Origin of the sequence: Corynebacterium antarcticum, from assembly GCF_016595285.2 — a bacterium.
Lineage (GTDB): Bacteria > Actinomycetota > Actinomycetes > Mycobacteriales > Mycobacteriaceae > Corynebacterium > Corynebacterium antarcticum.
Window position 1 is genome coordinate 600,087 of the sequence record NZ_JAENIP020000002.1, and the last position, 24,757, is coordinate 624,843.

The following is a 24,757-nucleotide window of genomic DNA, read 5'->3' on the forward strand; positions in this document are numbered from 1 at the left end:
ACGTGAAAAGACCACCCGCCGACGCGAGAGTGTCGGCGGGTGGTCTTTTCCTGAACCTGTCAGGGGCCGAGAAGCGTGGCCACGCTCTCCGGATCGCAATCGGAGAGCAGGGCACGGCACCGGTCGTACTCGTTGTCCTCGCCGATCAGGCGGGCCGCGCGGGCGAGAGCGGCGATGGCGCGCAGCACACCCCGGTTCGGTTCGTGTGCATAGGGTACCGGGCCGAACCCCTTCCACCCGTTCCCGCGGAGCCTGTCGAGCCCTCGGTGGTATCCGGTACGCGACAGCGCGTAGGCGGTGATCGCGTCCACGTCGGACGCCGAATCGGTGGCGGTCGTGGCCAGCGCATGTTCCGCCAGTACGGCCCAGACCAGGGGGGAATCAGGGTGTTGCCGCGCCTTCGCCGCGAGAACCGAGATGTCGTCCGGGGTGTCGGCGACCGCGGCGGCCGCCGGATCCTCGGGGAGTGTGACGGGCGGTGGGGCGAGCATGTCCTTGAACTGGTTCATGCCGCCAACCCTACGTGGTCCGCGTCGTCCCGATGCGGTGCACCGCGATGATCCCGTCTAGCTGGATCCCTGCCGGGGGAGCATCGCACCGGATGCGGCCTCGGCGTCCCCGCGCATCCGCCCGAGGGAATCATCCAGATAGACCGACTGCACGGTTGTTCCGCCGTACTCGAAGATCCACGCCAGATTCAGCCGCTCATCCGCGACGTAGACGGCGTACCGTCCACCGTTGGAGGAACCGTATCCGTGGACCGGACTCCCGTAGGTGGCGGTCGCCTCCGCCAGGCTCGATCCCCTGCCGATGCCCTCGGGGGTGTGTGGCATCCCGATGCGGGTGATCACCGACCCGTCATCGACGTAGTACTCAGCTCCCCCGAAGTCGTGGCGGATCCGCGCATCCCCGTTCTCGAGGTACACCGGGGTGCCCGTCGCGGGGAAGTCGTCGTTCAGCGCCCGGACCCGGACCAGGGACTGCCCGACGGTGATGCCGTTGACCCGTACACCCTCAAGGTCATCCGTGACGATGACGGCGGGGGCTTCCAGGAACGAGGAGCCCGTCGATGATCCGAGCCCGGTGTCGGGGGATCCTGCGAGGAGCTGGGCGATGAGCGTCAGTACCGCACCGAGCGCACCGAGGAGAGCCAGGAACTGCTGCATGGGCCCGAGCCTAACAATCCCGGCGGTACGCTGCACCGAACATGCCGCCGGGCACCCCTTCGGGGCTTCTCCGTCAGTTCATCCGGACGTGGTTGATGCGGACCTCCTCGGCGGGCGCACCGTCCGCGGCGCCGCCGGCCGCCCCCTTCCCGGCGATCTCCGCGAGAACCTTCATCCCGTCCGGCTCCACGGTGCCGAACATCGTGTAGCTCGGTGGCAGCGGGGAGTCGGCGTAATTCATGAAGAACTGGGATCCGTTGGTTCCCGGGCCCGCATTCGCCATCGCCAGCACCCCGGCCGCGTACGTGGGCGACTCGCCCGAGCCGACCGGGTACTCGTCGGCGTAGGTGAATCCCGGTCCGCCGGTTCCCGTCCCGGTGGGATCCCCGCACTGCAGTACGTAGATACCCGATGTGGTGATCCGGTGACAGATGGTGTCGTCGTAGTAGCCCTCCCGGGCGAGATGGGAGATCGCGTTGACCGTGCACGGTGCGCGGTCACCGTCCAGGCTCACCGGAATCTCACCGGCACTGGTCTCCAGCGTCATGGAGACAGTGCCGCCCTCCGGCTCAGACGGGGGCAGGGCCACGTCCTTCGCCGCCGCCCGGGAGACCGTGTACGCGCAGGTTCCCGCGGCTGCCGTGGTCGCGGGATCCGGGCTGTCGGTCGAACCGCAGGCCGCGGCGCAGAATGCCGTGGCGGCGAGAATGCCGGATAGGACTGTCCTGGTGTTGTTCATACCCGGAGTTTAGCGGCCGGGGTCCGGGCGGGTGAACCGTCGTGCCCGGGTCATCGGACGGATGATCGGGCCGGCAGGTTCCAGAACCGGTTCACGTCGTGGCCGAGCTCGTAGATCGCGCGCCGGACGACGGGGAGACTCAGGCCGATGACATTGGACGGATCCCCCTCGATCCGGTCGATGAACCAGCCGCCCAGAGCCTCGAGGGTGAAGGCCCCGGCGCACTGCCACGGTTCCCCCGTCGCGGCGTATGCCTCGATGTCCGCATCGGACACGTCCGCGAACACCACCGATGTGCGGGAGACCGTGACCCTGCAGGCTCCCCCGGGGCCGACGACACAGTGGCCGGTGATGAGCTCGGCGGTCCGCCCCCGTTGCCGCCGCCAGCGTTCCGCCGTGGCGGCCGCGGTGTGCGGTTTGCCCTGCAGCTCACCGTCGAGGAGCAGCATCGAGTCACACCCGATGACGATGTCGTCCGGGTGATCCGGTGCGACCTTCCGTGCCTTCGCCTCCGCCAGGGCTGCGACCACATCGCCGGGTTCGGCCTCCGGCAACCCGGCGATCAGCGCGTCCTCGTCGATGTCGGCGGGATGGATGACCGGCTCCACCCCCGCCGAATTGAGGATGGACCGGCGGGAGGAGGACGCGGATGCGAGGACGATGTTCATGCCCCGACTCTATTGCCCGGTTCCCGGGAGCGGCAACGGTGGGTGAAGCGATGGTGCTAGCATGAGTGCCCCGACCCTTCGGACGACGAGGAGATGAGTGCACTGAGCAGCAAGATGTTCGATCCGGGAAACGCGACCTGTTCCCCGGCCAGCAAGCGGATCTACGCGTGGTACGCCATCGCCTACACCGTCGTCGATGTGGCCGCCGCCGTACTGTTCGTCATCGGTTCGATCCTTTTCTTCCGGGAATCGACCACGACCATCGCCACCTGGATGTTCCTCATCGGTTCAGTCCTGTTCGGAGTCCGGCCCTGCATCAGCCTCGTCCGTGAATGGCATCTCCTGAGGATCAGGGACTACGGCGACCTCGCCGCGGAGGCATGATCCCCACACTCCGGTGGGAAACGGCGGGCCGGGGGCCGGGGTAGAATCCGGTTCGCCACACCGGGCTCTCCGGGACCGATAACGCAAAGGCGGTACTCCGTGACAATCGTCGTCATCCTCCACATCCTGATCCTGATCGGTTTCGGGCTCCGGATCCTCATCAGGGACGATCTCGAGCCACCGGTACGGCTCGCCTGGCTGATCATCCTCCTCGTGCTGCCATTCATCGGCGCCATCATCTACTTCCTCTTCGGTGAGGTCGACCTCGGGCGATCCGCCAACCGGCGGCATGATGAGGTCTGGGCCCGGATGCGACGGTGGGGCGCGAATTTCCTGGGCGACCCCGCCGTCACCGATGATCTGGTCGATGCCCGGTACCGGCCCGCCTTCCGCTACTCCGCCTCGATCAACGGCTTCCACGCGGTCCCCGGCAACCGTGCGGAGCTCATGACTGATGCTGCGGAGACCAACCGCCGGCTCATCGCAGACATCGACGGTGCCACCGACCACGTCCACGTCCTGTACTACATCTGGTTGACGGACACCACCGGCACCGACGTGGCGAGAGCGCTGATCCGCGCAGCGGAGCGCGGTGTGACCTGTCGGGCACTCGCCGACGGACTCGGCTCCCGGGCACTCATCCGGTCGGGCCTCTGGCGGGAGATGGCTGACGCGGGGGTGCAGCTGGGGGTCGCACTTCCGCTACGAAATCCACTCCGGACGATGATCACGTCGAGAATCGATCTGCGCAACCACCGGAAGATCACCGTCATCGACGGCTCCGTTACCTACTGCGGCTCCCGGAACTCCGCGGACCCCGAGTTCCGGGTCAAGCCGAAGTACGCGCCGTGGGTGGACATCATGCTCCGATTCACCGGACCGGTGGTCTCCCAGAACCAGCTGCTGTTCGCCAGCGACTGGGCACAGACGACGGGGGAGAACCTCGACGTCATCCCGGTTCCGCCGCAACCCGCGGACCCGGCCGGCTTCCCCGCACAGGTCATGGGGGACGGACCGACCGAGCGTCAGGGGGCCACGCCGCAGTTGTTCGCCACCCTGATCGCCTCGGCGCACCACAGGCTGACCATGTCCACCCCGTACTTCGTGCCCGATGAGACCGTGGTTCAGGCGCTCATGGCCGCCGCGTTCCGGGGTGTCGAGGTCACGATGATCTTCCCGGAGAACAACGACAGCTGGATCGTCGCCGGTGCCAGCCGCAGCTACTATCGTCAGCTCCTCGCGGCGGGGGTCCGCATCCACGAGTTCCGGGGTGGGCTCCTGCACGCGAAGACGCTCACGATCGACGACACGATCACCCTGATCGGATCGACAAACGTCGACCTGCGCAGCTTCGACCTGAACTACGAGAACAACATTCTCCTGCAGGACCGGGGGACCACCGAGGCGGTGCGGGCCCGCCAGTCCGAGTACCTCGTCTCATCCAGGGAGGTGAGCGAAGCCGAGGTGCTCGGCTGGAGCTGGTACCGGCGCGCCCGGCACAACGTCCTCGCAACCATCGGTCCGGTGCTGTAGCAGTCCTCTCATCCGGTGGTCAGGGCGTCGACCGTCTCGCGCAGCGCCACCTCGAGGGGCGTCGGTGCGACGCCCGTCTCCGTGCGGAGTTCCGAGTCATCCAGCACATACCGCGAAGTGTGCTGGTGGAGTACCGCGTGCACCTCACGTGCCAGTGGGTTCACGGATCCCGCCCGCCCGGATCGCCGGTGCCGGGACCCTCTGGATTCTGCTGGTGCTCCGGCACATCTCCGCTATCTCCCGGATGCTCGCATCGCCGGAGCTCGGTCCCGTCCAGATCCGGCCGGACACGTCCTGTTCGGTTGTGGCCAGGGCGACCAGAGTGGTGCCGATATCGGGGAGATAGGACCAACTGTGGACGGCATCGGCGTCGCCGGGGATCCAACAGGTGCGGCCGGCGAGTAGGCGCCGGAAGAAGCTCTCCCCGAGGATCGCGCCGGAATGTGCGTCGGCTCCGAAGTAGTCGCTCGCCCGGAGCTCGGTGGCGACGAATCCGTGTTCGGACCCCGCGGCGAGCAGACGGCGGGAGATCTCCGCGCGTGTCCTGCCCTTGGCCTCGGTGGTGAGTTCAGGGGAGTCGGGGCGCATGCGTACTCCGCCGGGATCCCCGTAGGGGTAGAGATTGCCCATGAGCACCACGCGGCAGCCGGTGCGTGCGGCGGCGGCGATGACCGACTCGATGAGCGGCGGCCAGTCGGTCGGCCAACGGTGGTAGGGGGGATTCGTGCAGACGATGATTCCGGCGTGGTTCCCGGCGGCGCGGATCATCCCTTCGGGGTCGGTGGCGTCGAGGGTCGTGGTGGCGCAGTCGGGGACGTGGCTCCCGGACCGCGTTCCGACCGTCACCTGTTCTCCCGAAGACAGCAGCGCGGTGGCGGCTGCTCGGCCGATCGGACCGGCGCCGAGTATGAGGTACCTGTTCATGTGTCCTCACCTTAAGTGGGAACGGTGTTCTCGAAGTGTGGCGGGGGTCGTGGAAAAATGAAAGAACACTGTTCACGCTTTCCTCCTGTTTGTGGGGGTGGGATACTCCTGAGCATGGGTTCGAGACAGTCGCCGCCACGGAGGAACCGGGCTGAACATCGTGCGGAGATGGAAGAAACGATTCTCGTCACGGCAGAGCACCGGCTGGCGCAGGACGGAGCCACCGGCCTCGGTCTTCGCTCAATCGCCCGGGACATCGGAATTGCGCCGTCCGCGGTCTACCGCTACTTCGACGGTATCGACGCCCTACTCACCGCGCTCATCATCAGGGCTTACCGGGACCAGACCGCCGAAGTACGGCGCGGACTGGAGGAGGTCTCGGTGCCGGTGGGTGCATCCGCGACCGAACGTGCGGTCGAGGAGGTGGTCACCATGCTGGTTGCGGCACGCCGGTGGGCTGTGGCGAACCCCCACCGCTACGCACTGATCTACGGTTCCCCGGTCCCCGGATACACCGCACCTGCGGACACCGTCGCCCCGGCCAGTGGGGTCGGTGAACTCATCATCGACAGTCTCAGTCGTGCCGTACGTCCGGAAGGACCCCGCCTGGAGCTGGCTGATCTGACTGAGGAGACCGTCGGGTTCTGGGCGCAGAGCTACGGAATGGTCAGCTTCGAGCTGTTCGGTCACTTCGTCGGAACCGGTGTCGATCCTGAAGCCCTGTTTCTTCGGTTGGTCCGTGAGGGGGTGGTCCGCGTACTCGCCGGCTACGGTCGTGCCGGTGCTCCCGGTGACTGACGCGCAAAGACCCCGCCCTGACCATCACCGATGTCCGGGCGGGGGTCTTCGCGCGTCTTACGCGGGGATCAGTAGAAGCTGACGTTCTGGAACGCGGTCGGGTTGTGGGTGACCGGGCGGCGCAGCCGCTCCTCGAGGTTCCCCCACAGGTTCCGGGTGCGCTCCGCGTTCTCCGCCTCCGCAGCGGCCTGCGCCGTGAGGCCGGCGAAGATCACCGTGAGTGCCGCGGTCTCGGTGTCGTCTGGATTGCCGTTGACGATCTGCAGGACCGGCTTCGCGGGCTTCTCTGCGTCGGTGGTCTCCGCGGCGTCGGCCGGGGCGGTGGTGGTGTCGGACATGGATCCTCCGGTATTTTCTTCAGTGACGGTGCAGTGGGAAGGGTGTGTCCCCTACAGCGGGATGTTGCCGTGCTTCTTGGCCGGGACGTTGACGACCTTGCGGTCGAGCAGGCGCAGGCCCTCGATCAGCTGGCCACGGGTCTCGGACGGCGGGATGACGGCGTCCACGTAGCCGCGCTCGGCCGCCATGTACGGGGTGCACAGGGTCTCCTCGTACTCCTTCTCGTACTCCTTCATCACGGCGGCGACGTCCTTGCCCTCCGCCGCGGCGGCCTTCAGCTCCTTGCGGAAGATGAAGCCGACGGCGCCCGAGGCGCCCATGACGGCGATCTGGGCGGTCGGCCACGCGAGGCAGATGTCCGCGCCCATGTCCTTGGAACCCATGACGCAGTACGCTCCGCCGTAGGCCTTCCGGGTGATGACGGTGATCTTGCCGACGGTCGCCTCGGCGTAGGCGAAGAGCAGCTTCGCGCCGCGGCGGATGATGCCGTCGTACTCCTGGTTGGTGCCGGGAAGGAAGCCGGGGACGTCGACGAACTCGACGATGGGGACGTTGAAGGCGTCGCAGGTGCGGATGAACCGCGCGGCCTTCTCGCTGGCCTTGATGTCCAGGCAGCCGGCGAACTGCATCGGCTGGTTGGCGACGAATCCGACGCTCCGGCCCTCGATACGGCCGAACCCGATGAGGATGTTCTCCGCGTAGCCCTCCTGGATCTCGAGGAACTCGCCGTCGTCGACGACGCGGGTGATGACGTCCTTCATGTCGTACGGCTGGTTCGGGGAGTCCGGGATGATCGTGTCGAGTTCGCGGTCGGCGTCGGTGATGTTGTCCGCGATGGAGCCCTCCATGATCTCGGCTTCCTGGCGCGGCGCCTCCGCACGGTTGTTCTGCGGCAGGTAGGTGATGAGCTCGCGGACCCAGTCGAGGGCGTCGGCGTCATCGGACCCGGTGTAGTGCGAGGTACCCGACATCGACATGTGGGTGTCGGCACCACCCAGTTCCTCCTGGGTGACCTCCTCGCCGGTGACGGTCTTGATGACGTCGGGGCCGGTGATGAACATCTTGGAGGTCTTGTCCACCATGACGATGAAGTCCGTCAGTGCGGGGGAGTAGACGTGGCCGCCGGCGCAGGCGCCCATGATCATGGAGATCTGCGGGATCACGCCGGAGGCCATGGTGTTGCGGTAGAAGATCTGGGAGTAGAGGCCGAGGGAGACCACGCCCTCCTGGATCCGGGCGCCGGCGCCTTCGTTGATGCCGATGAGCGGGACCCCGGTCTTGATGGCCAGGTCCATGATCTTGACGATCTTCTCGCCGTAGACCTCACCGAGGGCGCCACCGAACACGGCGCCGTCCTGCGAGAACACGCAGACCTTCCGCCCGTCGATGGTGCCGTAACCGGTCACGACACCGTCGGTGACGGGACGCTTCGCGTCGAGACCGAAGTTCTTCGACCGGTGGCGTGCGAGAGCATCCACCTCAACGAAGGAGCCGTCGTCGAGCAGATACTCGATGCGTTCGCGGGCGGTCTTCTTGCCGGCCTCGTGGACACGCTCGACGGAGGCCTCTCCCATGGGGGCGACGGTCTCTGTCAGGCGCGCGCGGAGGTCGGCGAGTTTACCGGCCGTGGTGGTCAGGTCGGGTGTGGAGTTTTCGGTCGTCATGTTTTCCAAGTTTATAGGGGTGGGGCCCACCGGAGGAGTGAAAATCGGTCGGCATTCTCTTGTCGGGATGCGTTGCCGGTGGGAAAGCCCCGTGGACGGGGACACTCTAGCAGGGGGCACCGCACCCCGCCGAGGCCCGTGGGTGCGAGTTGTACAGCACTTTTGCCCCTGGAACATCGGGAACGGAAGGCGCCTCCCCGGTTCCGCGACGGAACCGGGGAGGCGCCCGGGTTTTCCTGCCCGTCACCCCCGGGCAGGGGGCCATGGTGTGGCCTCCCGCCGGATGATGGGCCCGGTTTTCCGGGTTTACAGGGGGATGTTCCCGTGCTTCCGTGCGGGCCGCTGGACGTTCTTTCCGGCGAAGAGGCGCAGGTTGCGGGCGATCTGACCACGGGTCTCGCTGGGCAGGATGACGGCGTCGATCAGGCCGCGTTCCGCGGCGAGGTACGGGGTCAGCATGTAGTCCTCGTACTCACGCTCGAACGAGGCCGCGAACTCCGCGACGTCGAGACCCCGGTCGGCCGCGTCCTTCAGCTGCTTGCGGTAGATGAAGCCGACGGCACCCTTGGCGCCCATGACGGCGATCTGGGCGGTGGGCCAGGCCAGGTTGAGGTCCGCGCCGAGTCCCTTGGAACCCATGACGCAGTACGCGCCACCGTAGGCCTTGCGCATGGTCACGGTGATCTTCGGGACGGTGGCCTCGCCGTAGGCGTAGAGCAGCTTCGCGCCCCTGCGGAGGATGCCCTCGTACTCCTGTCCCGCTCCGGGGAGGAAGCCAGGGACGTCGACGAGCATGACGATGGGGATGTTGAAGGCGTCGCAGGTGCGGATGAACCGGGCGGCCTTCTCACTGGCGTCGATGTCCAGGCAGCCGGCGAACTGGGTGGGTTGGTTCGCGACGAACCCGACCGACTGTCCCTCGATGCGGCCGAACGCGATCACCACGTTCGCCGCACGGTCCTCCTGGATCTCCAGGTAGTCGCCGTCGTCGGTCAGGCACTCGATGACCTCGCGGACGTCGTAGGGCGTCGTCGGGGAGTCGGGGATGATCCCGTCCAGCTTGAGGTCGTCCGCGGTGATGTTGTCGCTGATGGAGCCCTCGTCACGATCGTGCTCCTCGAGCGGTGCGTAGCTCCGGTTGTTCGAGGGGAGGTAGCCGACGAGTTCCTGCACCCATTCGAGGGCGTCCTCGTCGGAGGCGGCGGTGTAGTGGCTGTTGCCGGCGGTCTCCATGTGGGTGCTCGCGCCGCCCAGTTCCTCCTGGGTGATCTGCTCGCCCGTGACGGTCTTGATGACGTCGGGTCCGGTGACGAACATCTTCGAGGTCTGGTCGACCATGACGACGAAGTCGGTGAGGGCGGGGGAGTAGGCGTTGCCACCGGCGCAGGCGCCCATGATCACGGAGATCTGGGGGACGACACCCGAGGCGTTGATGTTCTGGTAGAAGGTCTGCGCGATGAGGTCCAGGGACACGGCGCCGTCCTGGATACGTGCGCCGGCCCCTTCGTACAGGCCGATGAGGGGGCGGCCGGTCTCGATCGCCAGTTCCATGATCTTGATCATCTTCTCGCCGTACACCTCGCCGAGGGCGCCGCCGAACACGGTGCCGTCCTGGGAGAAGATGCAGACCTCGCGGCCGTCGATGGTGCCCCAGCCGGTGACGATGCCGTCGGTGGCCGGTCGGCGTCCGCCCATCCCGAAGGCGGTGGTGCGGTGGCGGGCCAGCTGGTCCGTCTCGATGAAGGAGCCCTCGTCGAGGAGGAAATCCAGTCGTTCCCGGGCGGTGAGGCGACCGGCGGCATGAACTTTCTCCACCGGTGCGAGGCCCATGGGGAAGGTGGCCTCGGCGCGGCGTGCCTTGAGGTCCGCGATCTTGTCGGCGGTGGTCATCGGGCCGGACATCGAGGAAACGTCGATCAAAGGTGAGGAAATCGTCATGTTTGGGGAGTCTAGGGGAGCAGTTTTAGTTTTCAAAGTAAAAACGTGGTGATCTGTATCACAATTAGAGAAAGTGCTGGTTGAAGGGCATTTTCTGGGGCTGAGGTGGTTTCGGGCGTGTCGCCCGGCCGACCGCGTACGCGCTATCGTGACAGGCATGATCTCGCGGACCCCACGTAACCCGGTCGACACCGACGCCCTGCGTCGCCGCTGTGTGGACGGCGGACCCTACAACCGCATCGACCACACCGCGCGGACCGGTTCCACGAACGCCGATCTGGTCGCCGCGTCCGGTCGGGGAGCGCCGGAGTGGACCGCGGCCGTCACGGAGGACCAGTCGGCGGGCAGGGGACGGCACGGGCGGGTCTGGACGGCCCCCGAGGGCAGCCAGGTCATCGTCAGCGTCCTCATCCGCCCGCCTCGGTCGAGTCTCGGGCGTCTCGGTACCCTGCCGCTGGCGGCCGGACTGGCGGTCGTCGACGCCGTCAGGGGCGCCGGGAAGCGGGCCACCGCGGAATCCGGTCGCCCGTGTTCCCTGGACCCGGTGCTGAAATGGCCGAATGACGTGCTGCTCGGCGGGCGGAAGCTCTGCGGCATCCTCGCCGAGGCCGCCAATCTCTCCGACGCTCCCGCGGTGGTGGTCGGTCTCGGCGTCAACGTGTCCCTCACGGAGGAGGAACTGCCCGTACCGCACGCGATCTCCCTGGACCTCGCCGATCCCGCGCACACCTTCGACCGGACCCTCCTGACTGGGGACGTCCTTCTCGCCCTGCACGGACGACTGACCCAGTGGGCGGCCGGAGAACCCTGTCTCCTGGCCGACTACCGCCGGGTCTGCTCCTCGATCGGCGCCCGCGCCAAGGTCGTCGTACCGGCCGCGGACGGGGAACGGACCATCTACGGCACCGTCACCGGGGTCGCCGACGATGGTCGGCTCCTGTTCTGCGACGAGGACGGGACAGACCACGAGCTGGCGGCCGGGGACGTCACCCACCTGAGGTCCGTATGAGTGGGGGGATGGTCCCGGTCCCCGGTGAACACGTCCTGGTCGACGTGCGGGCACCGCTGCGGGAGATGGTCTTCCCGTTCCTCGAGATGATCGCGGCCACCGGCGTGCTCTGGATCATCATCGGATGGTTCGATGCCACGGATGCCGGCAGGTACGGGGTGGGGCCGCTGCACCTGCCGCCCGAGTGGCGGAACGGATTCGTCCTCCTCTGGGTGGTGCTGGTCGTCTGGCGTTTCGTGGTCCCGCTCCTGCGGAAGCGGCGCCGCCGGATGATCGTCACGGACCGGCGCATCATCTTCCGCGCCGACGGCTTCCGGTCACGTCCCCGGTCGTTGGCGATGTCCGCGGTGACGTGGGCGGAGAAGGAACGGGGTGGACTCGCCGTCTACCTGCGGGACAGTGATCTACCCGTCTACTACGGCGGTCTGCCGAAGATCCGGAAGATCGCCCGGATGATCAACGATCCCCTCGCCTGAACCGGTCCACCGCACCGCTATAGTTGTGCGGTGTGAGCAACCATCCCCGTGACCCCCTGCCCGCCGGTGGAAACCCCGAGGCGCACGCCGCCGGAATGCCCGTCGTCACCGTCATCGGTGACGGTCAACTCGCCCGGATGATGCAGACCGCGGCGATCGAGATGGGTCAGTCCGTGAGGCTTCTCGCCGGATCCCACGGGGCGTCCGCGGCCCAGGTCGCCGCCGATGTCGTCATCGGGGACTACACCGACCTCGAGGCGCTCGAAGCCGCCGCCCAGGGATCGAGCGTCGTCACCTTCGACCATGAGCACGTCCCCGCCGAGCACCTCCGTGCCCTGATCGAGGCCGGGGTCAACGTCCAACCCGGCCCCGACGCACTCGTCCACGCGCAGGACAAGCTCGTCATGCGGGAACGCCTGCGCGATCTCGGCGCCCCGGTGCCCCCATTCACCGCCATCGGGTCGGTCGATGACGCCACCGCCTTCTTCGACGAGGTCGACGCACGGGTCTGCCTGAAGGCACGCCGCGGAGGGTACGACGGCAAGGGGGTCTGGTTCCCCGGAACCCGGGAGGAACTGTCCCGACTGGTCACCGAGTTGCTCGGCCGTGGAATCCCGCTCATGGCCGAGGAGAAGGTCCGACTCGACCGGGAGCTGTCGGCGATGGTCGCCCGGACCCCCTCCGGACGCTGCGCCACGTGGCCGGTCGTCGAGTCGGTCCAGACCTCCGGTGTCTGCACCGAAGCCGTCGCGCCCGCACCCGATCTTCCCCCGGCGCTCGCGGAGCAGGCCGAGAAGCTCGCGGTGGAGATCGCCGACGACCTCGGTGTCACCGGTGTCCTCGCCGTCGAGCTCTTCCTCACCCACGCGGACGGGGATGATGAGGCCCGGATACTGGTCAACGAGCTGGCCATGCGGCCGCACAACACCGGCCACTGGACGCAGGACGGGTCCCGCACCAGCCAGTTCGAGCAGCACATCCGTGCGGTCCTCGATCTCCCGCTCGGCTCCCCCGAAACCATCGGCGGCACGACAGTCATGGCCAACGTCCTGGGCGCCGACGAGGATCCCGGGCAGCGCATGCACGACCGGATGATCGAGGTGTGGAACCGGTTCCCCGACGCGAAGATCCACATGTACGGCAAGGACTGGCGCCCCGGACGTAAGATCGGACACATCAACCTGGTCGCCGGCCCCGGTCACGACGGTGACGTTCCCGAACTGCGCAGGCGGGCGCGTCTCGCGGCCCACTACCTCGTCCACGCGACCTGGGCGGACGGCTGGATCTCCGACTGACCCACGCCTCGTCCCGCACCCCACCAGCCCACCGGAAGGACGGTCATGGACACCACCGAAAGCAGCGCCCCCGAACGACCCGCAGGTCCGCTCGTCGGCCTGATCATGGGATCCGACTCCGACTGGCCCACCGTGGAACCCGCCGCAGAGGTTCTCGCGGAGTTCGGCATCCCCTTCGAGGTCGGTGTCGTGTCCGCGCACCGGACCCCCGAGCGCATGCTCGACTACGCCCGCTCGGCGAACACCCGCGGTCTGTCCTGCATCATCGCGTGTGCGGGCGGTGCGGCACACCTTCCCGGGATGGTCGCCGCGGCGACCCCGCTGCCGGTCATCGGCATCCCCCGGGCCCTCGACACCCTCGACGGGATGGACTCCCTGCTGTCGATCGTCCAGATGCCCGCCGGTGTGCCCGTGGCCACCGTGAGCATCGGTGGAGCGAAGAATGCCGGGCTCCTCGCCGCCCGGATCCTCGGCGTCGGAGATCCCGCACTCGTCGAGCGGATGGTCGCATACCAGGACGGGATGCGGGACGCGGTGCTCGCCAAGGATGCGGCACTGCGTGAGCGGCTGCTGGGACAGTGACCCCACCCGTCGACGACGCCGCCGGTCTTCCGGTCGTCATCCTCGGCTGCCGCCTCCGCGACGGCCGCCCCGGGCGCGCCCTCGAGCAGCGTCTCGTCGCGGCCCTTCCCGCCGTCCGCCGGCAACCGGGCTCACCCGTCGTCGTGACCGGGTACGGGGAGGCCCCGGCGATGCGTGACTGGCTCGTCCACAACGGGATCGACGCGGCGCGGATCCTCACCGAGGATCGCGCGACCTCCACCAACGAGAACCTCGAGAACACCCGTGAACTGCTCGCCGAATGGCCGGAGTGGATCGTGGTCACCAACGAGTTCCACACTCCCCGGGTGAAGCTCTGGGCCTGGCACCACGGGTACCGCGTGCGGATGGTTGCCGCGAGGACCCCGCTCGTCAGGATCCCCCACCTGTGGACCCGTGAGGTCTTCGCGCTGCTCCACTCGGCGCTCCGCATCGTCTGGCGGCGCATCCGCTCCTGAACGACCGTTCCGTGGGCCGGTCAGCGTCTCCTGCCGGAACGCCACAACCAGACGGCGGCGAGAACGAGGACGAGCGCGAGCACCGCGGGCCACACCTCCGGTTCGGGGCGGGTCACGTTGATCACCGCCTGGAGGAGAGCCACCGCGGCGAAGAAGGACACGAATCCGGTGAGGGTGTCCCGCTGCAGTTTCCGGCGGCGGGCCTCGGACGGGTCACGGTCGGGTCGAGGCGTGGCCAAGGGTGATCCTCCTGCGGATTCGGGTGCGGGTCGATCAGGCCTTCACGCCACCGGCGGTCAGGCCGGCGACGATGCGACGCTGGAACACGAGCACCATGATGACGAGGGGGACCGTCACTAGCGCACCCGCGGCCATGATCGAGGTGTACGGGTACTCGAACGCGGAGGGACCGGAGAAGCGCGCGATCGCGACCGTCACCGGTTCCGTCGCGGTCGTGGAGAGCTGCTTGGCGAGCATGAACTCGTTCCATGCCGCAATGAACGCCAGGATCGCGGTCGTGAACAGTGCGGGCGCCGCCAGCGGGAGCAGAACGAGCCGGAACGCCTGACCCCGGGATGCGCCGTCCACTCGCGCGGCCTCCTCGAGCTCCCACGGGAGCTGCTGGAAGAAGCTCACCAGCGTGTAGATAGTCAGCGGCAGCGCGAAGGAGATGTTCGGGATGATCAGGGCCCGGTAGGTCCCGATCCACCCCAGATCGCCGAAGAGCTGGAAAAGAGGGGTGACCAGGGCGATTCCCGGGAACATGCTGGCGGCCAGGACGATGCCGGTGACGACGCCCTTGCCCCGGAAGTCCAGCCGGGCCAGCGCATACGCGGCGAAGACCCCGACGAGGACGCTGGCCGCGGTGGTGATCAGACCGATGATCAGTGAGTTACCGATCGCCGCGAGGAAGTTGTTGCCCGCGTCCGTCGCCAGGGCGTCGCGGAAGTTGTCGAGGGTGACGTGCGTCGGCCAGGGGGTCGTGTCGAAGGTCCAGTCCGAGTCCCGGAGTGCGGTGACCAGCATCCAGTAGAAGGGCGCGAGCCCCCAGACGAGGATCGCCAGGACACCGATGTAGTTGCGGATGCTCTTCATCACCGTTCCTCTCCTTCGGTACGGGTCGGGCCGGGTGCGGAGGTGGTTCCGGGGAGGACACCGGACGCGGCCAGAACGAGTGGATTGTGTGCCGCAGGTGCCTCATCGGCGGGGGCGGGAGCGGTACCCTTCGCGGTCTGTGAACTGCCGCGGATGTCCGCGCCGAGGAACCGGATCATCACGAACGCGACCGCGAAGATGAGCAGGAAGATCAGGGTGGACAGTGCGGAGGCTGAATTGAAGTGGTTCTGCCGCATGTCCTCGACCACGAGCTGTGAGATCGTGGCGGTCGGTGAACTGGACGCACCCGAGATCATGATGACCGGGAGGTCGTACATGCGCAGTGCGTCGAGGGTGCGGAACAGGACCGCCACCATCAGTGCCGGGCGCACCAGCGGGAGCGTGATCCTGGTGAAGATCTGCCACCGGGAGGCGCCGTCGACGCGTGCGGCCTCGTAGACGTCCTTCGGGATCATCTGCAGGCCGGCGAGGATGAGCAGCGCCATGAACGGCGTCGTCTTCCACACGTCGGCGAGGATGACCGCCGTCCTTGCGGCCCACGGGTCGGTCGTCCACCGGACGTCCAGCCCGAGGACGGCGTTGACCACGCCCTGATCGGCGAAGATGAACTGCCACAGTTTCGCCGTGACCGCGGTCGGGATCGCCCAGGGGATCAGGACCGCGGCGCGGAGCAGCCCCCGGCCGAGGAACTCGCGGTTCATGACGGTCGCCATCCACATGCCGAGGACGGTCTCCAGACTCACGGTGACCACCGCGAAGAAGAGGGTGATCCGGAGTGCGGGCCAGAAATCGGTGGACAACACGCCCGGGGGACAGGTGCTGTATTCTCCGCCCCCCGCGGGGCAGCTCTGTGTGAGCCAGTACAGGTAGTGCCGGAGCCCCGCGAATCCCCCCTCCACGAAGAATCCTGTCGTCGGGTCGAGTCCCTTGTCCGCCTGGAACGACAACCAGATGGCGCGGATGATGGGATACCCGATGACGATGGCCAGCACGATCATCGTTGGTGCGATGAGCGCTACCGCAGAGCGGGTCTGTTTCAACCTGGACATGGAACTCCTCGGTCCGGTGGTGGTGGGCCCGGGGGGAACGCGGTGGGCCCGGTGGGTCATCCCACTACTACATCTACCCGTCGGGCACCGGGGGTGGACATCCTCCCCGGGAGTCGGGGGTGGTGCGGGGGCGGAGTGCGGTGGGACGCGGTCGGTACGCAGAGGTCCGCCCCGGTGTCCGACGACGTGTCGACCACCGGGGCGGACCCGCGGGGTGGAGGATCCGGGTGCGCGGTGTCCCACCGCTCACCCGGGGCCGACTAGCGGCTGGCCTGCTCCATGGCAGACTGCATGTCGGACGCTGCGTCGTCGACGCTCTTTTCACCGGTCAACGCGGCGTAGGAGTTGTCCTGGATCGCCTTGGAGATCGCGGGGTAGAAGGGGCTCACCGGACGCGGGACCGCGTTCTCGAGGGAGATCTTCAGCGCGGGCATGTAGGGGAACTCCTTGATGAGATCCTCATCGTCGTAGATCGACGCGAGCACCGGCGGGAAGGAGGCCTCGGCGAAGCTCATCTGGTTGTCCTCGGAGATGATGAACTCGATGAAGTCACGCGCGGTGGCCTTGTGCTCGGAGTAGACCGAGATGGCGTTGTTGTATCCGCCCAGGGTGGAGACACCGACGCCGTCCTTGGCCACCAGCGGCTGCACCTCGAACTCGCCCTTGACCGCGGAGTTGTCCTTCTCCGCGTTGCCGTACATGTAGGGCCAGTTGATGGCGAAGGCGGTCCGTCCCTCGGTGAAGGCCAGGTTCGTCTCCTCCTCGGTCGCGGAGATCGAGTCTCCGGCGATGACCCCGTCGTCGTAGGCCTCGACGAGAGCCTTAAGCCCGGCCTTGGAGTCGTCGGAGTCGACGACGGGCTTCTCATCGGAGTCGATGACGTGGCCGCCCCAGCCCTCGATGAAGCCGACCGTGTTCACGGTCAGGCCCTCGTACTTCTTCAGCTGCAGGGTCAGGCAGTCCTTGTCCTGCTCCGAGACCTTCTTGCAGTCCTCGGCGAGTTCCCCGAAGTTCTCCGGGGCCTCGGGGACGAGGGCCGTGTTCCGGAAGAGGAGCTGGCCGTTGGTGTTCTGTGGCACCGCGTACAGCTTGTTTACGTAGGTCGCGGAGTCGACGGTCGACTGCAGGAGTCCGGAGGTGTCCACCGCCATGTCGCCCTCGAGGGGCTCGAGCCACTGGTTCGCGGCGAACTCGGCGGTCCAGATGACGTCGAGTGCCATGACGTCGTAGTCGGTGCTCTTGGCCTGCAGTGCCTGCTTCAGGGTGTCGGCCTGCTCGTCGGCTTCGCCGGCGAGCTCCTTGAGGGTGACTTCCTCGTCCGGGTGCTCGGCGTTCCACTTCTCGATGACGGGCTTGAGCTTGTCGGTGTCATTCTTGCCCATCGCGAAGGTGATCGGTCCGCGGGCCTCATCGTCCGAGGAGGTGGCGTCCTTCGCCGCGGACGAGACGGCGGAGCTGCCCGACGTGGCTTTCTCCGTGGGCTCGTCGGAGTCGGAGGAACAGGCGGTCAGGGCGCCGGTCGCGAGGAAAGCGGTGGCCGCGACGGCGGTGACGGCTCTGCGGTTGAATCTGATCGTCATAAGGTGACTACCTCTCGTTCGGTTTTCCCCGGTGTGGTCCCGCGGGGCCCGGAGTGCGGGCGATGAAGTGGGACACACATCGGGGCGGTTGTGATCGACTATACCTTCGATACCGTTCAAAACGGACGGGATCAGGTGGAGAGATGTCGTATGTGGGGGGAGTCACGTCACATCCGTGGGGGCGGTCAACCTGATTGCGCAGGTGAAGCGTCGGGTACCGGCTCCCGGCCGGTGCACACGGGAACGCCGTTCGGCCGACCGTTCCGGGGGCACTCACTCCAGTCTGTCACCGGTCTCCGCGTCGAACCAGTGTGCCCGATCCATGTCCAGCGCCAGCCGGACGCGATCACCGCGGGCGGGTGCCGGGATGTCCCGCAGCCGGGCGACGACGGTGACATCCGGTGCGTCGACCCGGTGGGAGTACAGGTACGATTCCGATCCCAGTTCCTCCACGAGATCGACCTCGGCGTCGATGACCGTGCCGTTGGGCTGCGGTTCTCCGTCGCCCAGTGGGCGGACGTGCTCCGGGCGGATGCCGAGGGTGACCCGGCCCCGCTCGGGATCGTCCGCGGCGATCAGGTTCATCGAGGGGGATCCGATGAATCCGGCGACGAACGCGTTGACGGGGCGTTCGTACAGTTCCCTGGGTGGTGCGACCTGCTGGAGGATGCCGTCCCTGAGCACCGCGACGCGGTCTCCCATGGTCATCGCCTCGACCTGATCATGGGTGACGTACACCGTCGTGGTGCCGAGCCGGCGCTGCAGCGCAGCCAGCTCGGTCCGGGTCTGCACTCGCAGTTTGGCGTCCAGGTTCGACAGGGGCTCATCCATCAGGAACACCGCCGGGTTCCGGACGATGGCCCGGCCCATCGCGACGCGCTGCCGCTGACCTCCCGAGAGGTCCTTCGGCTTCCGGTCGAGGAACTGGGTGAGCCCGAGCAGCTCCGCGGCATCACGGACCTTGGACTCGATGTCCTTCTTCGGCAGCTTCGCCAGTTTCAGGGAGAAACCCATGTTCTCGGCGACGCTCATGTGGGGGTAGAGGGCGTAGTTCTGGAAGACCATCGCGATGTCCCGGTCGGCGGGTTCCGCCCGCGTCACGTCGTGGCCATCGATCAGAATGCTCCCGCTCTCGACGTCCTCCAGGCCCGCCAGTGCCCGGAGTGTCGTGGACTTTCCGCAGCCGGAGGGGCCCACGAGCACCAGGAACTCGCCGTCCCCGATCTCCAGATCGAAGGTGTCGACCGAAGGACGCTCTGCGCCGGGGTAGCGGACTGTGACGTTGTCGAAGCGAACGGTAGCCATGAGGAGAATCTAGCAGCGGTGGCGGCGGCTCACCTGTGGGTCACCCGTTCGGTGGTGGCGATCGCCTCCAGCCGGGTCGAGTCGACCGGACCGTTCACCACCACCACCGAGCCTCCCGCCGCCAGTGGAGCGAGGACCCCGGTGCGGAATCCCGCGTTGTCGGTCCACCCGGTGATCAGGGTGCGGGCTCCCGTGGGGGGAAGAGCCGCGGAATCACCGACGACCTCGCGCAGCGTCTGCGTCGGGTACGGGAACTGATCGCCGTAGAAGCGCACCACCGGACCGAAGTCGACGACTCCGTCCGGCACGGTGCCCCCGCATTCCTCGACTCCGCGGCCGAAGGGATCTTCGGTGACCACCGCGGTGTCGCCGGTGAACGTGGAATCGACCCGGTCAGGTGACGTGAACAGAACCTCCGCGGCGGGGTCGGAACCTATCGTGTAGTCGATTCCGGCGGCCAGGGCGCCGAGGACCACGGCGACCGACTGCCATCCCGCGGGGAGGTCCACGGCGATCCGGGAACCGGCCTGGAGATCGAACTCCTCGTAGAGCATGTTCCCCACCTTCGACGCCCAGTTGTCGAGGGTCTGCGCGGAGAAGTCGAGGCGTGCGCCGGTGGTCTCGTTGTAGACGGTCAGACGGGGCACACCGGGGTCGGCGGCCAACAGATCGCGGAGCAGGTCCATACCCCGAGGGTAGGTGAAACCCGCGGGGACGGTCCTAGTTGACGCACCTCGGACCGTTCCCACCGGCGTCGATGACCGGTGCCGAGGGGGCGGGATCCGGGCCGGGCTGTCCGACGGTGGCCTCGGCCGTTCCCGTCGGTGCGGCGGAACCGCCGACCGGTTCCGTCCCGACGGGGCCGGACCAGTCCGTGGCGACAGCGACGACCGCCTCACCGTCGACCAGCGTCGGGGACTCGGTGATCTCGAGCCCACCCAACTGATCCGAGAGCAGTCTCACCGCCGGATCGGAGGCGTCCGCCGCGACGATGACGCTCTCCGGGTAGAGGCCGTCGGGGGCATTGGTGACCTCGCCGATCCGGTATCCGAGGTCCTTCACGGCGCCGGCGACCCGGCCCGCCTTCCCGGAGACGGTGGTCGCGTTCAGGACGTGGACGTCGAGCTCCGGCACCGGTTTCCTGTCCTCAGCCGGGACGGTGGTGGAACCGGAGGAGCTTCCCCGGCCACCGTCCTCATCTCCGAGGAGGGTGTCGAAGAAGTCGTGGACGGTGTCGACGTCGACCGTCACCACCGACTCGCCGTAGTCACCGACGCCGTCGATGGAGGTCACCGGGATCGTGGTGAACTGCACCCGACCACCGGCGAGATTCTGCAGCTGGTTGGCGAAACTCATGACGTCCCAGTCCTCGTCGATGATCACCGACCGGCTCACGGCTTCGCCCAACTGGTTGAGGGTCTTCGGGTTGGACAGGGTGCTGCTGCTCAGGACGTGGTTGACGAGCGAGGCCATGTAGGCCTGCTGACGGACGATCCGGTCCAGGTCGCCCCGGGGCAGACCGTGCCGCTGGCGGACGAAGGACAGCGCATCCGGCCCGGAGAGCTTCTGCCGCCCGGCGGGGAAGTCCGCGCCCGAGAACTCGTCGTAGACCGCGTCGTTGAGACAGACCTCGACGCCACCGACCGCATCGGTGAGCAGCACGAAGCCGAGGAGTCCGACCTCCGCGTAGTGGTCGACGGTGATTCCGGTGAGATTCGCCACCGAATTGATGAGCGCCTTGCGCCCCGCGTCCTTGGACTGCTCCTCGAGCTTGTTCTCGTCGGTGACCCCGTCCTCGACGAGCTCCTCCTTGCGCTGGGCCTTGTACGCACCGTAGACGCCGTTGATCTTCGTGTTGCCCAGCTCGTCATCGTGGATGTAGGTGTCCCGGGGGATGGAGATGGCCGTCGCCGATGAACCGTCGTTGGGAACCCGGATGACCATGATCGTGTCGGTGTTGTCGTTCGCCTCGTCGCCGGCCCGGAGCATGGCGACCTCATCCGGGGTGAGGGGATTTCCCTGGGCGTCCGAGCGGGAATCCGATCCCACGAGGAGGATGTCGGTTGCGCCGTCGAGCTGTTCGCCCTTCTTCACCCTGGTCCCGCCGCCGAGATTCAGGTTGCTCGCACCGGCGACGGTGTCGCCGAGACGACCGACCGTGAAGTAGCCCATGCCGGAAACGACGAGGACCGCTACCGACATCAGTGAGAGGAGGATCCTCAGCGCCCTGGGGCCGGCCTGGGTGAGCTCCGGCACCGGTGACGGCGGTGGCTGGATGTCGCGTACCGGGCGGTGGTGATCGGTCACGGGCAAGCTCCAACTGCGTCGACGAAAAGGGCTCTAAGGTGGCGGTGGGGCACTTCCGGGGAACCGGGCACCCGCTCACGGGCGTGGGCCGCACGCCACTGTCAGAGAAGGAGTCTATGCCATGGACGTCGCAGTGACCGGAAGCAACGGACAGGTCGCCTCGGCCCTGAGGCTCACGGCTCCCGGGGGGATCAGGGTCAGATGGCTCGACAGGCGGGCCCTCGACGTCACATCGGTGGAGGCCGTCGGGACGTCCGCGGCACTCCACGGTGTCGACGTCGTGATCAACACCGCCGCCTTCACCGACGTCGACGGGGCGGAGGATCCGGGGCGCCGCGCGGAGGTGGAGGCGTTGAACGCCCGGGCACCCGGTCTGCTGGCCGGGCGGTGCGCGGAGATCGGCGCCCGGTTCATACACCTCAGCACCGACTACGTCTTCGGTTCCGCAGGAAGCACGGAGGCCGGGTCGCTGCCAGTGGACGCACCGACCGATCCCGACAGCGTCTACGGAATCACAAAGCTCGCCGGGGAACGTGCCGTCGGTGAGGTCGCGGGCCGACGGAGCGTCCGGGCGACGGTGGTGCGGACAGCCTGGGTCTTCTCGGGCGCGCTCCTTCCGGGACACCGTGACTTCGTCGGCACGATGCTGCGGCTCGCCGCGGAGGATGGTCCGGTCCGGGTGGTCGACGACCAGTTCGGCAACCCCACCTACGCCGTGGATCTCGCCCGGGGACTGTGGCGGCTCGCGGCGGACGGATCGGCGCCCGCCGGAATCCTGCACGCCGCCGGAACGGGCTACACGAGTTGGTTCGGCGTCGCGAGACAGGTGTTCGCCGAGGCCGGTGCGGATCCGGAACGGGTCGTGCCCTGCGGTAGCGCGGAGTATCCGCGGCCGGCGCCCAGACCCGGGTGGTCGGTTCTCGACACCGGCGCATGGTCTGAGCGATACGGCGAACTCCCGGAGTGGCGGTCCGGCGTCGCCCGTGCGGTTGGCGCTAGACTCTGACCCCGTGAACCTCCCTCTGCCCGTTGTGACCGTGACCTATTCGCCGGGACGGCATCTCGACAGTTTGCTCCGCTCACTGCCCGACGCCGGTGGGCGGGAACTGCACGTTATCCTGGCGGACAACGGATCGACCGACGGGGTCCCGGAACGGGCCGCAGCCGAGCGGGAGAACGTCGAGCTGCTGCGTACCGGGGGCAATCTCGGATACGGCAGTGCCATCAACGCCGCCGCCCGGAAGCTGCGGGCGCGGCGTGACCGGGGCGAACTGGATCCCGAATTCCTCATCGTCGTCAATCCGGACGTCACCTTCGACGCCGGAAGCATCGACGAGCTCATCGCGTGTGCCCGCAGGCATCCGCGGGCGGGGTCCGTCGGTCCCCGGATACGTCAACCGGACGGTGGCACCTATCCTTCGGCGCGTGCTGTCCCCACCCTGCGGAACGGGGTCGGGCACGCTCTGTTCTCGGGGATCTGGCCGTCCAATCCCTGGACAGCGGCGTACCGTGCGGACACGGACATGGACACCGAACACACCGCCGGATGGCTGTCCGGATCCTGTCTGCTGCTCCGGTGGTCGGCCTTCGACGCCGTCGGGGGTTTCGACGAGCGCTACTTCATGTATCTCGAGGACGTCGATCTGGGGGACCGGCTCGGCCGTGCGGGCTGGGAGAACGTCTACTGCCCCGCCGCCCTGATCGGACACGATCAGGGGCATTCGGCCGGCGCCCACCTCGATCTGATGCTTCCGGCGCACCACGACAGCGCCTACCGTTTCCTGGCCGACCGGCACCCGGCGCCGTGGATGGCGCCGCTGCGGATCGTGCTCTGGCTGGGGCTGAAGGCCCGGGCCGCGGTGGCCCTGGCGGCATCCCGCGTCCGACCGCTGCGCCGCTTACCGTAGCAGCCCGACACCCCACAGGTGCGGTACTGTCACCCGAAGAACCGATCGCAAGAAAGAGACCAGATGACTGATCTACACGAGGTAGCCAAGGACACCGACGCCGTCATTCTCGTGGGGGGCAAGGGAACCCGGCTACGACCGCTCACCGTTTCAACACCGAAACCCATGCTGCCCACGGCCAACGTGCCGTTCCTCACGCACCTGCTCGGCCGGATCCGTGCCGCTGGGATCACCCACGTCGTCATGGGCACCTCTTTCCGGGCCGAGGTGTTCGAGGAGTACTTCGGTGACGGTTCCGACATGGGGCTGGAGATCGAGTACGTCGTCGAGGAGACTGCCCGGGGTACCGGTGGCGCGATCCGGAACGTCTACGACCGTCTCCGCAACGACACGGTGATGGTGTTCAACGGCGACGTGCTCGGTGGCGCCGATCTCGGAGGTATCCTGCGGACCCACGCGGAGAAGAACGCCGATCTGACGATGCACCTCGTCCGCGTCGCCGATCCCCGGGCCTACGGGTGCGTGACCACCGACGGGGAGGGACGGGTCCGGAACTTCCTGGAGAAGACCGAGGATCCGCCGACCGACCAGATCAACGCGGGATGCTACGTCTTCCGCCGCGAGCTCATCGAGGGTATCCCGGAGGGGCGGAACATCTCCGTCGAACGGGAGACGTTCCCGCGTCTTCTCGAGGAGGGCTGCCGGGTGTACGGTCACGTGGACAACGCCTACTGGCGGGACATGGGGACCCCCCACGACTTCGTCCGCGGTTCCAGTGACCTGGTCCGGGGCATCGCCCCGTCTCCTCTGCTCGAGGGCAGGACGGGCGAGTCACTCGTCCACGAGTCGGCCGGTGTCAAGGACGGGGTGCTGCTGCTCGGCGGAACGTCCGTGGGCCGTGGCACGGAGATCGGCGCCGGGTGCCGGCTGGATGACACGGTCGTGTTCGACGGCGTGACCATCGAGCCGGGGGCGATCATCCAGAACTCGATCATCGCCTCGGGTGTGCACATCGGGCCGAACGCCCGGATCTTCGACGCCGTGATCGGTGAGGGGGCGCAGATCGGCGCACGCTGTGAACTGCGCAACGGGATGCGCGTCTGGCCGGGGGTCGTCATCCCCGACGGTGGCGTCAGATTCTCGTCGGACGCCTGAGCGGCGGCACGTCGCACCGGGACACGGGCGTCCCGGGGTTCTAACATCCTTCGGTCCCGGTTTCCGGCTGCGACACGCCGACCATTCAGCCCATTGCGATCTGAAGGGAGGGGTGCCACTACATGTGGCGCCCCTTTGGTCCACCCCCATCTCCTCCCGCCAGTGGCTGCTGTTACTGATGTTGTTTACTTCCTGGGAAAACGTGACAGAGGTGAAAAATAGCCCTCTCCCGGGTTGACGATATCTAGGGGCGCGTGTGTAATCACACTTATGTAACTGGCTGCCGGGTCGATCCTCTTCATCCGGATCTCCGTGCCAGCATCGCGGCCCCCGGGCCGTGATCCGGA

27 protein-coding genes are annotated in these 24,757 nt (G+C 67.5%); 11 read left to right on the top strand and 16 right to left on the bottom strand.

Annotated features, from left to right (window positions below; translation table 11 throughout):
* Positions 1 to 59: 59 nt before the first annotated feature.
* The 4 genes from JIM95_RS06835 to JIM95_RS06850 all read right to left on the bottom strand — a co-directional run bounded on the left by JIM95_RS06835 (position 60) and on the right by JIM95_RS06850 (position 2,573).
* Positions 60 to 509 (bottom strand): DUF3151 domain-containing protein, encoded by a 450-nt coding sequence (locus JIM95_RS06835; protein WP_200255907.1) that lies wholly within the window; start codon positions 507 to 509, stop codon positions 60 to 62.
* Between the two features lie 57 nt (positions 510 to 566).
* Entirely contained in the window at positions 567 to 1,166 is a 600-nt protein-coding gene (locus JIM95_RS06840) for a hypothetical protein (protein WP_200255909.1), read from the bottom strand.
* Positions 1,167 to 1,239: 73 nt separating this feature from the next.
* Positions 1,240 to 1,905 carry a peptidylprolyl isomerase gene (locus JIM95_RS06845; RefSeq protein ID WP_200255910.1) on the bottom strand — a complete coding sequence of 222 codons (666 nt, stop codon included), beginning with the start codon at positions 1,903 to 1,905 and terminating at the stop codon, positions 1,240 to 1,242.
* A gap of 50 nt (positions 1,906 to 1,955) precedes the next feature.
* Positions 1,956 to 2,573 (bottom strand): Maf family protein, encoded by a 618-nt coding sequence (locus JIM95_RS06850; protein ID WP_200255911.1) that lies wholly within the window; start codon positions 2,571 to 2,573, stop codon positions 1,956 to 1,958.
* Positions 2,574 to 2,666: 93 nt separating this feature from the next.
* Here JIM95_RS06850 and JIM95_RS06855 point away from each other — a divergent pair, with 93 nt between their 5' ends.
* Complete coding sequence (locus JIM95_RS06855; protein WP_234034353.1) at positions 2,667 to 2,957, top strand: YrhK family protein; 291 nt, start codon at positions 2,667 to 2,669, stop codon at positions 2,955 to 2,957.
* 99 nt (positions 2,958 to 3,056) lie between these two features.
* Positions 3,057 to 4,490 (top strand): cardiolipin synthase, encoded by a 1,434-nt coding sequence (gene cls / locus JIM95_RS06860; protein ID WP_200255912.1) that lies wholly within the window; start codon positions 3,057 to 3,059, stop codon positions 4,488 to 4,490.
* Positions 4,491 to 4,498: 8 nt separating this feature from the next.
* On the opposite strand, the gene JIM95_RS06865 is transcribed toward cls, so the two are convergent.
* A complete protein-coding gene (locus JIM95_RS06865) occupies positions 4,499 to 4,654 on the bottom strand; it encodes a hypothetical protein (RefSeq protein ID WP_200255913.1) in 156 nt (51 codons plus the stop codon).
* On the bottom strand, positions 4,635 to 5,414 hold the full coding sequence (locus tag JIM95_RS06870; protein WP_200255914.1) for an NAD-dependent epimerase/dehydratase family protein: 780 nt from the start codon (positions 5,412 to 5,414) through the stop codon (positions 4,635 to 4,637). The genes JIM95_RS06865 and JIM95_RS06870 overlap by 20 nt, the downstream gene beginning before the upstream one ends.
* A gap of 168 nt (positions 5,415 to 5,582) precedes the next feature.
* On the opposite strand from JIM95_RS06870, the gene JIM95_RS06875 reads away from it, so the two are divergent.
* Positions 5,583 to 6,212 carry a TetR/AcrR family transcriptional regulator gene (locus JIM95_RS06875; protein ID WP_200255915.1) on the top strand — a complete coding sequence of 210 codons (630 nt, stop codon included), beginning with the start codon at positions 5,583 to 5,585 and terminating at the stop codon, positions 6,210 to 6,212.
* A gap of 68 nt (positions 6,213 to 6,280) precedes the next feature.
* On the opposite strand, the gene JIM95_RS06880 is transcribed toward JIM95_RS06875, so the two are convergent.
* The 3 genes from JIM95_RS06880 to JIM95_RS06890 form a co-directional block, all read right to left on the bottom strand.
* Positions 6,281 to 6,550 carry an acyl-CoA carboxylase subunit epsilon gene (locus tag JIM95_RS06880; protein ID WP_200255916.1) on the bottom strand — a complete coding sequence of 90 codons (270 nt, stop codon included), beginning with the start codon at positions 6,548 to 6,550 and terminating at the stop codon, positions 6,281 to 6,283.
* 51 nt (positions 6,551 to 6,601) lie between these two features.
* Positions 6,602 to 8,215 (bottom strand): acyl-CoA carboxylase subunit beta, encoded by a 1,614-nt coding sequence (locus tag JIM95_RS06885; protein ID WP_200255918.1) that lies wholly within the window; start codon positions 8,213 to 8,215, stop codon positions 6,602 to 6,604.
* A gap of 306 nt (positions 8,216 to 8,521) precedes the next feature.
* Positions 8,522 to 10,153, bottom strand: coding sequence for an acyl-CoA carboxylase subunit beta (locus JIM95_RS06890; RefSeq protein WP_200255920.1), 1,632 nt, complete (start codon positions 10,151 to 10,153; stop codon positions 8,522 to 8,524).
* Between the two features lie 160 nt (positions 10,154 to 10,313).
* Here JIM95_RS06890 and JIM95_RS06895 point away from each other — a divergent pair, with 160 nt between their 5' ends.
* The 5 genes from JIM95_RS06895 to JIM95_RS06915 are packed head-to-tail and all read left to right on the top strand — an operon-like array spanning position 10,314 to position 13,991.
* The gene (locus JIM95_RS06895; RefSeq protein WP_410170761.1) at positions 10,314 to 11,162 is read left to right on the top strand and encodes a biotin--[acetyl-CoA-carboxylase] ligase; all 849 of its coding nucleotides are present in this window, start codon (positions 10,314 to 10,316) and stop codon (positions 11,160 to 11,162) included.
* Positions 11,159 to 11,638: a hypothetical protein gene (locus tag JIM95_RS06900; RefSeq protein WP_200255924.1), complete on the top strand. Its 480-nt coding sequence runs from the start codon at positions 11,159 to 11,161 to the stop codon at positions 11,636 to 11,638. Before JIM95_RS06895 ends, JIM95_RS06900 begins: the two co-directional genes overlap by 4 nt.
* Positions 11,639 to 11,670: 32 nt before the next feature.
* On the top strand, positions 11,671 to 12,933 hold the full coding sequence (locus JIM95_RS06905) for a 5-(carboxyamino)imidazole ribonucleotide synthase (protein WP_418904042.1): 1,263 nt from the start codon (positions 11,671 to 11,673) through the stop codon (positions 12,931 to 12,933).
* 45 nt (positions 12,934 to 12,978) lie between these two features.
* Positions 12,979 to 13,515: a 5-(carboxyamino)imidazole ribonucleotide mutase gene (purE, locus tag JIM95_RS06910; RefSeq protein WP_200255926.1), complete on the top strand. Its 537-nt coding sequence runs from the start codon at positions 12,979 to 12,981 to the stop codon at positions 13,513 to 13,515.
* Positions 13,512 to 13,991 (top strand): YdcF family protein, encoded by a 480-nt coding sequence (locus JIM95_RS06915; protein WP_200255928.1) that lies wholly within the window; start codon positions 13,512 to 13,514, stop codon positions 13,989 to 13,991. The genes purE and JIM95_RS06915 overlap by 4 nt, the downstream gene beginning before the upstream one ends.
* Before the next feature lie 20 nt (positions 13,992 to 14,011).
* Here JIM95_RS06915 and JIM95_RS06920 read toward each other — a convergent pair whose 3' ends face one another.
* The 7 genes from JIM95_RS06920 to JIM95_RS06950 all read right to left on the bottom strand — a co-directional run bounded on the left by JIM95_RS06920 (position 14,012) and on the right by JIM95_RS06950 (position 21,348).
* A complete protein-coding gene (locus JIM95_RS06920; protein ID WP_200255930.1) occupies positions 14,012 to 14,230 on the bottom strand; it encodes a hypothetical protein in 219 nt (72 codons plus the stop codon).
* A gap of 34 nt (positions 14,231 to 14,264) precedes the next feature.
* Entirely contained in the window at positions 14,265 to 15,086 is an 822-nt protein-coding gene (locus JIM95_RS06925; protein WP_200256123.1) for a carbohydrate ABC transporter permease, read from the bottom strand.
* Entirely contained in the window at positions 15,086 to 16,156 is a 1,071-nt protein-coding gene (locus JIM95_RS06930) for a carbohydrate ABC transporter permease (protein WP_200255932.1), read from the bottom strand. Before JIM95_RS06930 ends, JIM95_RS06925 begins: the two co-directional genes overlap by 1 nt.
* Positions 16,157 to 16,416: 260 nt before the next feature.
* The gene (locus tag JIM95_RS06935; RefSeq protein ID WP_200255933.1) at positions 16,417 to 17,736 is read right to left on the bottom strand and encodes an ABC transporter substrate-binding protein; all 1,320 of its coding nucleotides are present in this window, start codon (positions 17,734 to 17,736) and stop codon (positions 16,417 to 16,419) included.
* A gap of 273 nt (positions 17,737 to 18,009) precedes the next feature.
* Positions 18,010 to 19,041, bottom strand: a complete 1,032-nt coding sequence (locus JIM95_RS06940) for an ABC transporter ATP-binding protein (RefSeq protein ID WP_200255942.1) — start codon at positions 19,039 to 19,041, stop codon at positions 18,010 to 18,012.
* Between the two features lie 29 nt (positions 19,042 to 19,070).
* The gene (locus JIM95_RS06945; protein ID WP_200255944.1) at positions 19,071 to 19,727 is read right to left on the bottom strand and encodes a TIGR03089 family protein; all 657 of its coding nucleotides are present in this window, start codon (positions 19,725 to 19,727) and stop codon (positions 19,071 to 19,073) included.
* A 34-nt stretch (positions 19,728 to 19,761) separates the two neighbouring features.
* Positions 19,762 to 21,348, bottom strand: a complete 1,587-nt coding sequence (locus tag JIM95_RS06950) for an LCP family protein (protein WP_200255946.1) — start codon at positions 21,346 to 21,348, stop codon at positions 19,762 to 19,764.
* 121 nt (positions 21,349 to 21,469) lie between these two features.
* On the opposite strand from JIM95_RS06950, the gene rfbD reads away from it, so the two are divergent.
* The 3 genes from rfbD to manB all read left to right on the top strand — a co-directional run bounded on the left by rfbD (position 21,470) and on the right by manB (position 24,410).
* Positions 21,470 to 22,354 (top strand): dTDP-4-dehydrorhamnose reductase, encoded by an 885-nt coding sequence (gene rfbD / locus JIM95_RS06955; RefSeq protein WP_200255948.1) that lies wholly within the window; start codon positions 21,470 to 21,472, stop codon positions 22,352 to 22,354.
* A 4-nt stretch (positions 22,355 to 22,358) separates the two neighbouring features.
* Entirely contained in the window at positions 22,359 to 23,255 is an 897-nt protein-coding gene (locus tag JIM95_RS06960) for a glycosyltransferase family 2 protein (protein ID WP_200255950.1), read from the top strand.
* A 63-nt stretch (positions 23,256 to 23,318) separates the two neighbouring features.
* Positions 23,319 to 24,410, top strand: coding sequence for a mannose-1-phosphate guanylyltransferase (manB, locus tag JIM95_RS06965; RefSeq protein ID WP_200255952.1), 1,092 nt, complete (start codon positions 23,319 to 23,321; stop codon positions 24,408 to 24,410).
* Positions 24,411 to 24,757: the final 347 nt, after the last annotated feature.